This window comes from Sphaerotilus microaerophilus (genome assembly GCF_023734135.1).
Lineage (GTDB): Bacteria > Pseudomonadota > Gammaproteobacteria > Burkholderiales > Burkholderiaceae_C > Sphaerotilus > Sphaerotilus microaerophilus.
The window spans coordinates 2,298,423-2,311,167 of the sequence record NZ_AP025730.1 but is presented as its reverse complement, the minus strand read 5'-3'; the positions used below and the strand labels follow the sequence as shown (position 1 = coordinate 2,311,167).

Annotated in this window: 9 protein-coding genes; 3 read left to right on the top strand and 6 right to left on the bottom strand. The window is 71.3% G+C overall.

All coding sequences use genetic code 11. The features are described 5' to 3' along the window. Positions 1 to 63 precede the first annotated feature (63 nt). Positions 64 to 2,457 carry a putative bifunctional diguanylate cyclase/phosphodiesterase gene (locus NGK70_RS10075; protein ID WP_251973103.1) on the top strand — a complete coding sequence of 798 codons (2,394 nt, stop codon included), beginning with the start codon at positions 64 to 66 and terminating at the stop codon, positions 2,455 to 2,457. A gap of 53 nt (positions 2,458 to 2,510) precedes the next feature. Here the strand turns inward: NGK70_RS10075 and NGK70_RS10070 are convergent, their stop codons facing one another. The 4 genes from NGK70_RS10070 to NGK70_RS10055 form a co-directional block, all read right to left on the bottom strand. Continuing rightward, positions 2,511 to 3,638, bottom strand: a complete 1,128-nt coding sequence (locus NGK70_RS10070; RefSeq protein WP_251973102.1) for a beta-ketoacyl-ACP synthase III — start codon at positions 3,636 to 3,638, stop codon at positions 2,511 to 2,513. A gap of 84 nt (positions 3,639 to 3,722) precedes the next feature. After that, positions 3,723 to 4,733 (bottom strand): ribosome biogenesis GTPase YlqF, encoded by a 1,011-nt coding sequence (gene ylqF, locus NGK70_RS10065; protein WP_251973101.1) that lies wholly within the window; start codon positions 4,731 to 4,733, stop codon positions 3,723 to 3,725. 66 nt (positions 4,734 to 4,799) lie between these two features. After that, positions 4,800 to 6,263, bottom strand: a complete 1,464-nt coding sequence (gene sbcB / locus NGK70_RS10060) for an exodeoxyribonuclease I (RefSeq protein WP_251973100.1) — start codon at positions 6,261 to 6,263, stop codon at positions 4,800 to 4,802. Positions 6,264 to 6,307: 44 nt separating this feature from the next. Beyond that, entirely contained in the window at positions 6,308 to 7,090 is a 783-nt protein-coding gene (locus NGK70_RS10055) for a DNA ligase (RefSeq protein ID WP_251973099.1), read from the bottom strand. A gap of 337 nt (positions 7,091 to 7,427) precedes the next feature. On the opposite strand from NGK70_RS10055, the gene NGK70_RS10050 reads away from it, so the two are divergent. Beyond that, positions 7,428 to 8,759: a UDP-glucose dehydrogenase family protein gene (locus tag NGK70_RS10050; protein ID WP_251973098.1), complete on the top strand. Its 1,332-nt coding sequence runs from the start codon at positions 7,428 to 7,430 to the stop codon at positions 8,757 to 8,759. A gap of 91 nt (positions 8,760 to 8,850) precedes the next feature. Beyond that, positions 8,851 to 9,441: a hypothetical protein gene (locus NGK70_RS10045; protein ID WP_251973097.1), complete on the top strand. Its 591-nt coding sequence runs from the start codon at positions 8,851 to 8,853 to the stop codon at positions 9,439 to 9,441. On the opposite strand, the gene NGK70_RS10040 is transcribed toward NGK70_RS10045, so the two are convergent. After that, a complete protein-coding gene (locus NGK70_RS10040) occupies positions 9,426 to 10,784 on the bottom strand; it encodes a sigma-54-dependent transcriptional regulator (RefSeq protein ID WP_251973096.1) in 1,359 nt (452 codons plus the stop codon). The two genes, NGK70_RS10045 and NGK70_RS10040, sit on opposite strands and share 16 nt — an antisense overlap. Further along, on the bottom strand, positions 10,781 to 12,745 hold the full coding sequence (locus NGK70_RS10035; RefSeq protein ID WP_251973095.1) for a sensor histidine kinase: 1,965 nt from the start codon (positions 12,743 to 12,745) through the stop codon (positions 10,781 to 10,783). The genes NGK70_RS10040 and NGK70_RS10035 overlap by 4 nt, the downstream gene beginning before the upstream one ends.

The window sequence follows — 12,745 nt, the reverse complement described above, 5'->3', positions numbered from 1 at the left end:
AACGTCCGATCGGCCACCCGCTGTGCTCTTTACAGTCCGCAGACGAATGATCGGCAGAACCCCATGACCACGACGCAGGCACGCGATGCGCAGGCAATCCGCCGCCCCCCGCCGGGACAGGGCCAGGCGGATCCGTCGGTGCTGCGCCTGCTGAGCGTCATCGCCACGGCCGGGGCCCTGGCCAACCTGGGGCTGATGGCGCTGCGCCTGGTCACCGCGGGGCAGGTCGACATGAATGTGGGGATCAGCGGCGCCTTCCTCGCCACCTCCCTGCTGGTGCTGTGGCTGCTGCGCAATGGCCACCCGCGCGCCGCCGCGCAGCTGCTGCTCTGGGGCGGCTGGAGCCTGAACACGGCCTTCGTCTGGATGCACGGCGGCGTGCACAACGTCAACTGGACCACCTTCCTGGTGCTGATCAGCGGTGCAGCCTGGATGCTGGGGCAGCGCACGACGCTGCTGATGACCGGCGCAACCGCCGCGTTGTACGGCCTGGCGGCCTGGGCCGAGGGCCGAGGCTGGGTGGGCACAGCGGTGCGCGACAGCGAGCTGATCGTCGCCTTCTACTTCTGCATCATGTTCGCCCTGGCTGCGGCAATGGGGCTGGCCGCGCGCCACAGCTACCGGCTGCGCATCGATCGTGAGCGTCGCACCTCGGCCGAGCTGGCAGAGCGGGAGTTCGAGCTGCGCAAGTTCTCGCAGGTCATCGAGCAGAGCCCCGAGGGCGTGCTCATCACCGACACGCGCGGCCGGGTCGAGTACGCCAACCCGGCCGCCCTGAGCCGGCTCGGGCGCGACGCGGACCAGGCCCTGGGCGCGGACGTGAGGAGCCTGGGCGCCATGAACCTCGACCCCGACAGCCACGACGCGATCCTGCAGACCCTGGCCTGCGGGCAGGCCTGGCGTGGCGAGCTGCGCGGCCAGCACGTCGACGGCAGCGTGCGCATCGAGGCCACGCGGGTGAGCCCGCTGCGCCAGCCCGATGGCGGCATCACGCACCACGTCTGGCTGCGCCAGGACATCACCGCCCGGCGCGAGGCCGAGGCGCGCCTGCACCACCTGGCGCGGCATGACCCGGTCACCGGGCTGCCCAACCGCAGCCAGCTCGAAGAGCGGCTGGGCCAGGTGCTGCGGCAGAACCGCCTCCAGGGCCGTCACGCTGCCCTGGTGCACCTGAACATCGACCGCTTCAAGACCGTCAACGAAGCGCGCGGCCAGGCGGCCGGGGACGCCCTGCTGCACGCCCTCGGCGTCCGGCTGAGTGCGCTGGCCGGCAGCGAGCGCCTGGTCGCCCGCCTTGGGACGGACGAGTTCGCCACCCTGCTGCCCGACCTGGATGCTGACGCGGCCGCGGCCGGCCACCAGGCCTACGCCTTCGCGAGCCAGATGCAGGACGCCCTGCTGGAACCGCTGACCTTGGACAGCGCAGGAGACCAGGTGACGGTGAGCGCCAGCATCGGCATCGCGCTGTGCCCCGACGGCCACGGCCAGGAGACCGGCAGCAGCGAGCAGGGCGCCGCGCAGGTGCTGCGCCACGCCACCACGGCGCTGAACCAGGCCAAGGCCCACGGAGGCGCGCAGATCGCCTTCTTCGAGTCGGCGATGGGCGACGCCGCCGAGCAGCGTTTTCGCATCGACCGGGACCTGCGCCAGGCGCTGGTCGAGGACCAGCTGCGCCTGTACCTGCAGCCGCAGGTGGACACCTCCGGCCGCTGGACCGGGGCCGAGGCGCTGGTGCGCTGGCAGCACCCCGTCCAGGGCCTGGTGTCACCGGGCGTGTTCATCCCGATCGCCGAGGAATCGGACCTGATCGTCAGCCTGGGGCGCTGGGTCGTCACCGAGGCCATGCGGCTGATCGCCGAACAGGCGCGCGCCGGGCGGTCGCTGCCGCTGTCGATCAACCTCAGCCCGCGCCAGTTCCGCCAGCCCGATTTCGTGACCTGGATGCAGCAGTTGCTGGCCGAGCACGCCATCGACCCGCACCTGCTGACCCTGGAGATCACCGAAGGCCTGGTGATCGGCAACGTCGAGCAGACCATCGAGCGCATGCAGGCGCTGCGCGCGCTGGGGCTGCACTTCTCGATCGACGACTTCGGTACCGGCTATTCGTCACTGGCCTACCTGAAACGCCTGCCGATCTCCGAGCTGAAGATCGACCGCAGCTTCATCCAGGACGTCACCCGCCGCGCCGACGATGCCGCGCTGGTCGAAACCATCCTCTCCGTGGCCAGCCACATGGGCCTGAAGGTGGTGGCCGAGGGGGTGGAAGAGCCGGCCCAGACGCAGTTCCTCGCCGCGCGGGCCGAGGGCGTCATCCTGCAGGGCTACTTCTACGGACGGCCCGGCCCCGCCGAGGAGTGGCTGGCGCGCTGGGCGGCCGACGGCAGCCTGCCCGCCCTGCCGGCCCTGCCCCCGCGTCAGCCAGTCAGGGAAACCATGCCGGCCGCACTGGTCGACTGAACGGCCGATCGCCCCCCTGCCCGGCGGGCCTCCTGCCCGCCGCGGCAGCCGCGTCAGAACTTGCGCGTGATCACGCTACCAATCGAGTAGCCCGCGCCGAACGAGCAGATCACGCCCAGGTCACCGGCAGCCAGGTCGGCACGGTGCTCGTGGAAGGCGATGATCGATCCCGCCGACGCGGTGTTGGCATAGGTATCCAGGATCAGCGGCGCAACGTCGTCGCCCGCCTTGACCTCTGCGCCGACCAGCTTCTTGATCACCAGCTGGTTCATGCCCAGGTTGGCCTGGTGCAGCCAGTAACGGCGCACCTGGGTGGGCTCGAATTGCAGGGCGTGCAGGTGCTCGGCGATGTGCGCCGCCGCCATCGGCACCACTTCCTTGAAGACCTTGCGGCCCTCCTGGCGGAACTTCTTGTCGCGCGCGTTCGGGTCGCTGTCCTCGGCGCTGTTCATGAAGCCGAAGTTATTGCGGATGTTGTTGGAGAACTGTGTGGCCAGCTTCGTGCCCAGCACCTCCCACTGATCCGCCGAGGTGGCGGTGTCGGCGGCTTCGACCACCACGGCGGTGCAGACGTCGCCGAAGATGAAGTGGCAGTCGCGGTCGCGCCACTCCAGGTGGGCGGAGGTGATCTCCGGGTTGACCATCAGCACGCATTTCGCGGTGCCGGCCTTGACCGCGTTGACCGCCTGCTCGATGCCGAAGGTGGCCGACGAGCAGGCCACGTTCATGTCGAAGCCGAAGCCGCGCGCGCCGACTGCCTGCTGGATCTCCACCGCCATCGCCGGGTAGGCGCGCTGCATGTTGGCGGCCGAGCAGATCACCATGTCCACGTCCGCACCGGTCCGGTTGGCCGTGGCCAGGGCCTTGCGCGCGGCGTCGGCAGCGATCTCGGCCATCAGCGAGAGCTGGTCGTCGGCCCGTTCCTTGAAGCGCGGGTACATGCGCGTGGGGTCGAGCACGCCGGTCTTGTCGAGCACGTAGCGCTGCCGGATGCCCGAGGCCTTTTCGATGAACTCGACGCTGGAGGGCTCGATCGGCGTGGCCGTACCGGCGGCGATCTCGGCAGCGTTCTGCTCGTTCTGCAGCGCTGCGTAGGCATTGAAGGCCTCGACCAGCTCCGCGTTGGTGATGACTTCGGACGGCTGGAACAGGCCGGTGCCGCTGATGACGACTCGGGTCATGGCTGTGCTTCTTTGTCGGATGTGGCGGGAAGGGACAACGCTGGCGAGTGTAGGCCCGTCAGTTCCCCGCAAGGCTGGCGCAGGTCAAGCCGCGCCGGGGTCGTCGCCCCCATCCAAAGCCTCTGGCGCCTCGTCATCGAACTGCGCGGCGCGCCCGCGCTGGCGGCGGGGCACGCGCTCCTTCTCCCGCTCGGCCTCGGCTGCCAGCGCAGCGGCGGTCCACTCGGCCAGCTCCTCAGGCGTTTCCAGCGACACCCGACCCAGCGCCCCGCTGCGGAACTCGTTGAGCACCATCTCGGCGGCCTTCTGGGTGTTGATGCGGCCCCCCGGCAGCACGGCACCACGGCGCCGGCCGATGGCTTCGAGCAGCTCGGCGTCATTGAGTGCAGCAATGTCCGCCTGGGCGCCCTTGCCACCGTGGGGTTCGCCCAGCTTGTAGCGCGCCTCGATGCGCCCCGGGTAGTGGCGGCGCACATAGCCCAGCAGCTCGGCAGCCACCACTTCCTCTTCCAGCGCGTTGCGCCCGACTGCCCCGCTGGCGGCCAGGTTGTAGCCGCTCTGGTCGACAAGGATCTTGGGCCAGAGCATGCCCGGCGTGTCGTAGAGGTAGACGTCGCTGGCCAGCGCGATGCGCTGCTCCTGCTTGGTGATGCCCGGCTCGTCGCCGGTCTTGGCCGCGCGCTTGCCCACCAGCGTGTTGATCAGCGTGGACTTGCCGACGTTGGGCACGCCGCAGATCATCAGGCGCAGCGGCTTGACCAGCCCGCCGCGGAACGGCGCCAGCTCCTTGCTGGCGGCGATCAGCCGCTGCGCCGGCGCGGTTTCGCTCGCGTCCAGGCCGATGGCGCGGGTGCCCGGCAGGGCGTTGTAGTGCGCCAGCCAGGCGGCAGTGCACGCGGGGTCGGCCAGGTCCTGCTTGTTGAGGATCTTCAGCGTCGGCTTGGCACGGGTGAGGTCACCCAGCAGCGGGTTGGCGCTGGAGCCGGGCAGGCGCGCGTCGAGCATCTCGATGACGACGTCGATGCCGGCCTTCATGCGCTCGGCGATCGCGCGCTTGGTCGTGGCCATGTGGCCGGGGAACCACTGGATGGTCATGGTCTGGTTCTCGGGAAACGGTCGGTGCGGTCGGTGCGGCGGGGGCGCTCGGTCGAAGGAGGCGGCTCAGGGCGCGTCTGGAGCGATCTGCTCGGCGTAGTCGTACAGGGCGCCCAGGATGGCCTGGCCGCGCTCGTCGTCCTCGGCCAGGCCGTCGCCGAGCTGGTCGATGCGCTCGAAGAAGGCCGCCAGCGTCAGCGCGCCGCCCGCTCCCGCATGCAGGCGCTCGGCGCAGTGCGAGCGCCACTGCGCGGCCTCTTCGGCGCTGAGCGTGGCGGGGTGGTTGCGGGCGCGATAGCGGAACAGCAGCTCGTCGAGCCGGCCGTCCTCGAAAGCCGGATGCCGATCGGCCAGCTCGGCCGGCGGCAGCGTGCGCAGGCGCTCCAGGGTGCGGCGGTCGGCGTTGCCGATGAAGCCGCCGTAGAGGTCCTCGTCCACGTCGGGCGCGTCCTGCCCCGCCGGGCGGGCGAAGACCTCGTCCCACAGCCCGCCCAGGCTGGCGCCGCGGCGTGCCGCCACCTCGGCGTGGCGCAGCGCGGCGTCCAGGTCCACTCCCCAGCGCGCGGCAACGGCCGGGGTCAGCGTCTTCAGGTTGCCGATCACGATCGGCGACTTGTTGATGTGAATCGTCTTGATCGGCAGGCGCCGCAGGCCCTTGGGCAGGTCCTCGGCGCGGGTGAACAGGCGCAGGCGGATCGCCTCGGCGTTGAGCGTGAACAGCTCGGCCGGGTCCCCGGCCAGGTCCCACACGATGACCTCGTTCCTGTTCGTCGGGTGCGGCGCCAGCGGCCAGACCACCGCCAGGCAGCCGCGCTCCGGCCCGTACATGCCGGAGATGTGCAGGAAGGGCCGGCCCACGCCGATCTCGGCGAGCACCGCCTGCTTGCTGCGCAGCTTCAGGCAGAAGTCCCACAGGCGCGGCTGGCGTTCGCGCACCAGGCGCGCCAGCGCCAGGGTGGCGCGCACGTCCGACAGCGCATCGTGCGCGGCCTCGTGCGCCAGGCCGTTGGCGGCGGTGAGGTCCTCGAGCTTGAAGCTCGGGCGGCCGTCCGGGTGCGTCGGCCACTGGATGCCCTCGGGGCGCAGCGACCAGGTGCAGCGCAGCACGTCGAGCAGGTCCCAGCGGCCGCAGCCGTTCTGCCACTCGCGGCCGTAGGGGTCGATCAGGTTGCGCCAGAAGAGGTGGCGCGTCACCTCGTCGTCGAAGCGGATCGAGTTGTAGCCCACGCCCACCGTGCCCGGGCGGCCCAGCTGCTCCAGGATCGCGTCGGCAAAGGCCTGCTCGGGCAGGCCCTGCGCCAGGCAGGTCTGCGGCAGGATGCCGGTGAGCAGGCAGCTCTCCGGGTCGGGCAGGTAGTCGGGTGCGGGCCGGCAGTGGAACATCACCGGCGCGTCGATCTCTTCCAGCGCCGCGTTGGTGCGGAGGCCGGCGAACTGCGCCGGCCGGTCGCGCCGGGGCACGCGGCCGAAGGTTTCGTAGTCGTGCCAGAAGAAGCTGAAGTCGGCACCAGCGGATGAATCGAAAGGCATGCCCCGGAACATACCGCAGTCCGGCCGCGCATCGGCCAGCTGCGTCAGGGCTCGTCACGCACACGCAGGAAGGTGGCGAAGCGCGGCAGGCCGCGGCTCGTCTCGCCGCGGTGGGTGTAGGTCACCAGGGCGCCAACCGGCGGTGGATCCTCGCGTTGCGCGTCGCTCAGGCCCGAGCCGAGCAGGAACTCGCGGCCTGTGTCGTCACGCACACGCAGCGCGCCGACGCGCCCGGCATGCCGCCCCCGCCCCGCGGTGTAGCCAACCACCGTCGCCTCGGCGTCCTGCTGCGGCTTGAGCTTGTAGAGCAGCTCGGAGCGCCCCGTCACATAAGGGGCGTCGGCCCGGTGCAGCATCAGCCCCTCTCCTCCGGCCTGAACCACCTCGGCCAGGCGCGCCTGCAGTGCCGCCGCATCGCCAATGCGCCGCTGTTCCGCCGCCTGCAGCTGCGCCCAGCCCAGGCGCTGCACCAGCGCGCGCAGCAACTCGGCCCGTTCGGCGAACGGGCCCGGCGCATCGGGCAGCTCGAACAGCTGGTAGCGCAGCGTGCGCCACGCCGCGTCGTCCACCCGCTGGCGGCGCAGCAGCGCCGAGGTGTCGTCGAAACGGCCATGCCCCAGCCACAACTCACCGTCCAGCGGCTGGTCCGCAGGCAGGCGCTCCAGGAACCAGGCCGGCGCCCCGAGCACCTGCCCGCTGCGCGTGCGCAACTGCCGGCCGTCCCAGAAGGCCCGCACGCCGTCGAACTTTTCGGCGACCAGGAAGCCGGCCGGGCTGCGGCCTGGCACCCAATCGCTGGCCAGCAGCAGCGCCGGTGCCCCCTGCACCGCGGCGATCGCCCTACCTGCCGCCCTGCCCTCGCGCCAAAGGCACCCAAAAAGTGCGGCTGCGCAACACAGGCGGCGGCGCTGCCTGCCCAGGTGGGGTAGACCGTGCTCGGAACTGTCATGCAACGCTGTCATCCTTCATCCCCGTTGTGATCGGCCAACCATCGTGCCGCCAACATGGCAAATCCACGCTCCCCCACAAGTGGGAGTCCAGAGTGACCTATGCCGCGTAAGACGCACTGCCGTGGCACCGGTGCAGACCCTGCAGATCCGATAATTTCGCCAATCGGCTGCCCCATGGGTGGCACGCCTACGCAACTACAGAGGAACCCCAAGAATGAAAATCACCGTCATCGGCACCGGCTACGTCGGTCTGGTCACAGGCGCCTGCCTGGCCGAAATGGGCAACCACGTGCTCTGCCTGGACCTGGACCCAGCCAAGATCCGCATCCTGGAAGAAGGCGGCATCCCCATCCACGAGCCCGGGCTGCTGGAGATCGTGCAGCGCAACCGCACCGCCGGGCGGCTGGAGTTCACCACTGACATCGCCCGCTCGGTCGCGCACGGCACCATCCAGTTCATCGCCGTGGGCACCCCGCCCGACGAGGACGGCTCGGCCGACCTGCAGTACGTCATCGCCGCGGCGCGCAACATCGGCCGCCTGATGACCGACTACAAGGTCGTGGTCGACAAGTCCACCGTGCCGGTGGGCACCGCCGACAAGGTCAAGGCCGCGATCACCGACGAGCTGGCCAGGCGCGGCATGACGGACCTGAAGTTCGCGGTCTGCTCCAACCCCGAGTTCCTCAAGGAAGGTGCGGCGGTGCAGGACTTTGCCCGGCCTGACCGGGTGGTGATCGGCGCCGACGACGAGCAGGCCATCCTGCTCATGCGCGCGCTGTACCAGCCCTTCATCCGCAACCGCGACCGCATGCTGGTGATGGACATCCGCAGCGCGGAGTTCACCAAGTACGCCGCCAACGCGATGCTGGCCACGCGCATCAGCTTCATGAACGAGCTGTCACGCCTGGCCGAGCGGGTGGGGGCGGACATCGAGGCGGTGCGCGTGGGCATCGGCAGCGACCCGCGTATCGGCACGCACTTCCTCTACGCCGGCACCGGCTACGGCGGCAGCTGCTTCCCCAAGGACGTCAAGGCGCTGGCGCGCACCGCCGCCGAGTACGGGGTGCCGACCCAGTTGCTCGACGCGGTCGAGCAGGTCAACGACGAGCAGAAGCTCGTGCTGGTGAACAAGGTCGTCAAGGCCTATGGCGAGGACCTGGGCGGCCGAACCTTCGCGATGTGGGGCCTGGCCTTCAAGCCCAACACCGACGACATGCGCGAAGCGCCCAGCCGCGTGATCATCGAAGAGCTCCTGAAGCGCGGCGCCAGGGTCCAGGCCTACGACCCGGTGGCGCGCGAGGAAGCGCAGCGGGTGATGCAGGGCCCGGACTGGGCCGGCCTGAGCTACGCCGAGCACCAGAAGCAGGCGCTCGAAGGCGCCGATGCGCTGCTCATCGTCACCGAGTGGAAGGAGTTCCGCACGCCGGACTTCGACACCCTGCGCGACTGCCTGAAAGACAAACGCGTCTTCGACGGGCGCAATCTCTACGAGCCCGAGCTCATCCGCACCTTCGGCATCGAGTACCTCGCCATCGGCCGGCCCTGAACGGCGTGGGTCGGGAGGGGCGCCCGGCCCCTCAGGTTTTCGCGGCGGCGGCCGATGTTGCTCGCGTCTTCCCCTCATGCGAGCCCGACCCATGCGCGTCTCCGGTGACCTCCTCGACGATGCCCCTGCTGCCCGGCAGCGCAGCACCCAGCCCGCGGTCGCGGCGTCCGACCTGATCCGCCAGGTCCAGCATGCGCTGGATGTCTCGATGGACCGGCTCGACGTGGCCTGCGAGCGTTTTCGCGCTGTAGGTGATGCCCATGAGCTGCGGCTGGAGCGGCTAGGCCGGGCCGTCGACGCCGAGCGCAGCGAGCGGGGCGAGCAGGCCGCGGCGCTGCTCACCGGCGCCACCCAGCTCACCCTGAAGCTCGAAGCCGAAACCGCCCGCTTGCAGGACGCCGACCGGCTCGCCGTGGGCCGCCTGCGTGGCCTGGCCGAGCGGCTGGACGCGGCGCTGGAGCGCATCGACCGCCAGGGCGAACGGCAGGCCCGAATGCAGGAGGCGCTGAAGGCCATCGAGACGCGCCTGGACGACCTGCTGGAGGCCCAGCGAGCCGACCGGGCGCGGCTGGGCAAGCAGCTGCGCCTGCTGGGCGGCCTGCTGGCACTGACCGCCCTGCTGGCGCTCGCCGCCATCGCGCCGCTCCTCGCCAGCCAGGGCGCAGCCTACTTCAGCCCATAGCGATCCAGCATCCGGTACGCGGTCCGTTCGGACACGCCCAGCACGTCCGCCACCCTGCGGCGGTTGCCGTCGTACTTGTCCAGCAGGTGGCTGAGGTAGTGCTGCTCGATGGCCTCCAGCGTGGGCTCACCGCCCAGCAGCGCCGCCAAGCTGGCCGGCACGGCGCCAATGGACGCCTCGGCTTCCAGACCCCCGCTGAAGTCCGGCAGGTGGCGCGGCTCGACCCGGCCCTCGCGGGCGGCCAGCAGCAGAGCGCGCTCGACCACGTTGCGCAGCTCGCGCACGTTGCCCGGCCAGCCGTAGGCCCGCATGCGCTGCAGGGTGGCCTCGCTGAAGGGCAGCGCCGCGCCGTTGCGGGCCCGCCGGGCGGCAAAGTGCTGTACCAGCAGCGGGATGTCCTCCAGCCGCTCACGCAGCGGCGGCACCTCGATCACGAAGGCGCTCAGGCGGTAATAGAGGTCGGCGCGGAACTGCCCCTCCCGGACCAGCCGCGGCAGGTCGCGGTTGGTGGCCGCGACGATGCGCACGTCGGCGCGCAGGTCCGCCGTGCCACCCACGCGGCGGAAGCGCCCGGTCTCCAGCACGCGCAGCAGCTTGGCCTGCAGGGCCGCACCGATGTCGCCGATCTCGTCGAGGAAGAGCGTGCCGCCCGCGGCCGCCTCGATCAGCCCGGGCTTGCGCCGGTCCGCGCCGGTGAAGGCGCCGCGCTCGTGGCCGAACAACTCGGACTCGAACAGCGTTTCCTGCAACGTGCAGCAGTCCACTGCGACGATGCGCTCGGCCGCACGCGGGCTGGCGCGGTGCACCGCGTGCGCCACCAGCTCCTTGCCCACACCGCTCTCGCCGCTGACCAGCACGGTCACGTCGCTGTCCGCCACCGCGGTCAGCATCTCCCACAGCCGGCCCATCGCCGGGCTGTCGCCAAGCAGATCGGGCGTGCGCGTGATCGTGCTGGCGGCCTGCTCCACCGCCCGGCCGGCGCTCAGGCGGCTGGCGTCCAGCGCGCGGCGGATCACCAGCTCCAGCTCGTCGAGGTTGACCGGCTTGACGAGGTAGTCCACCGCGCCCATGCGGATGGCCTTGACCGCGTGGTCGATCGAGCCGTAGGCGGTCAGCATCACGGTCGGCCGCTCGTGGCCGATCTCGGCCAGCGGGCCGAAGTCCTCCGCATCCGGCAGGTTCATGTCCAGCAGCACCACGTCGGGCGCCTGCGCGTCGAGCTGGCGGCGCGCGTCCGCCCAAGTGAGGGCGCTGCCCATCTCGTAGCCGGCACGGCCCAGTGCCTTGACCAGCATGCGATTGAGGACGACGTCGTCCTCGACCACCAGCACGCTCGGCTTCATGACGCGCCCTCCGTGAAACCAGTCCCGCCCGGCTCACCGGACTCGCTGCGCTCGCCGGGCGGGCTGCCGCCGGCGTCTGCATCGGGCAGGTCGACCTCGAAGCGGCTGCCCTCGCCCGGCCGGCTGCTGGCGCGGATCGCCCCGCCGCGCTGCTCGACCAGGCCCTTGCAGATCGCCAGCCCCAGCCCGGTGCCACGCCGGCCGTCGGCACGGCGGCTGTAGAACGGCAGGAAGATCAGCGGCAACTGCTCCGGCGGGATGCCCACGCCGGTGTCGGTGACGGCCAGGCGCAGCATCGCGCCCTCAACGCGCTCGCCATCCATGCGCTCACCCTCAATGCGCAGCAGGCCACCACCGGGCATGGCCCGCACGGCGTTCTGCACCAGGTTGACCACCACCTGGCGCAGCTCGCCCTCGTCCATCAGCACCCGCGCAGCCGGTGGCTCGATCTGCAGCTCGCAGCGCACGCCGGCGCGGTGCATCTCCTCGGCCAGCAGCGCGAGCACGTCGTCCACCGCGGCACGCACCGCCACCGGCTGGGCCAGTTCGGCCGAGGGCTCGCTCAGGCGCAGCAGGCGCTGGGTGATGGAAACGCAGCGGTCGATCTGGTCGTCCACTAGGCGCAGGTACTCGATCAGCTCCTCGCGCTCGATCGACTCGTCGGCCAGGCCGCGCAGCGAGGACTGCAGCGCCAGCCGGATCGACGCCAGCGGGTTGTGGATCTCGTGCGCCACGCCGTTGGCCAGCAGGCCGATGGCCGACAGGCGCTGCTCCTGCGAGGCACGCACCTGGTCCTCCAGTGGGCGGATCAGCTCGACCACCAGCGGCTCGCCGTGTCGGCCAGTGAGCGCGGCGGCGTGCACCTCGACGTCGATCGGCCGGCCGTCGGCATGGCGGAAGCTCATCACGGTGCGCAGCGGTGGCGGCGCCTCGCCAGCGGCCCGGTGACTGCGGCACTGCGCCAGCGGGCACTGCAGCAAGGTCGCGGGACAGGGGTCGGCCTGACTGCGGCTGATTCGGTGGCAGGGCTGGCCGATCACCTCCTCGGCGCGGCGGCCCAGCAGCAAGGCGTAGGCCACGTTGGCCAGCACGATGCGGTGGTCGTCGGCCAGCACCACCATGGGGTCGGGCGAGGCGTCCACCAGCGCCTGCAGGAAGTCGCCCTGGGCCGACACCTCGGCCATCTGGGCCTGCAGCTGAGCCGCCATGTGGTCGAAGCCCCGCGCCAACCAGGCCAGCTCGTCCTGCCCCGCCACAGCGCTGCGCGCGCTCAGGTCGCCCTGCGCATAGCGGCCGGCCAGCGTCGCGAGCGCCGACACCGGCTGCAGCACCTCGCGGCGCAGCACCCAGGCGGTCGCCAGGCCCAGCAGCGCCAGCGCCGCCAGGCTGACCGGCAGCAGCCAGGTGCCGGCGCGCTGCCGGGCCGTCTGCTCGGCGGCCATCGGCAGGAAGTCCAGCAGCAGCACGCCGTTGACCGGCTTGGCGGCCACCGGACCGTGGCAGCCGCCGCAGCGTGGCTGGTTGCGCACCGGGTAGGTCACGCGCAGCGCCTGGGTGCCGTCCTGCTCACGCCAGGCCAGGCGCGGCGCCGACAGTGCGCCACAGGCCGCGTGGATGCACAGGCCGGCCAGCGCATCGGCCTCGCGGGCATGCAGGCGGGCCCGCGCGGAGGCGAAGCGCACCTCGCCGCCCGGCTCCAGCAGCGCCGCCGCCTGCAGACCGGGCAGGCTGCCGGTGCGCTCCAGCAGGCTCTCCAGCCCGGGCAGATCGCGCTTGAGCATGGCGTTGTGCAGGCTGGCCTCGAAAAGCGCGGCCATGCGCAGAGAGGCGGCCTCGTGCTCGCGCTGCAGGGCGAGGCGACCAGTCCAGATCGAGGCCGCCAGCAGGCCGGCCGCGACCGCGACGAAGGCCAGCGTGAGTTTGAGCGCGAGGCGGCGTGCGAGCGAGGTGGACAGACTCAA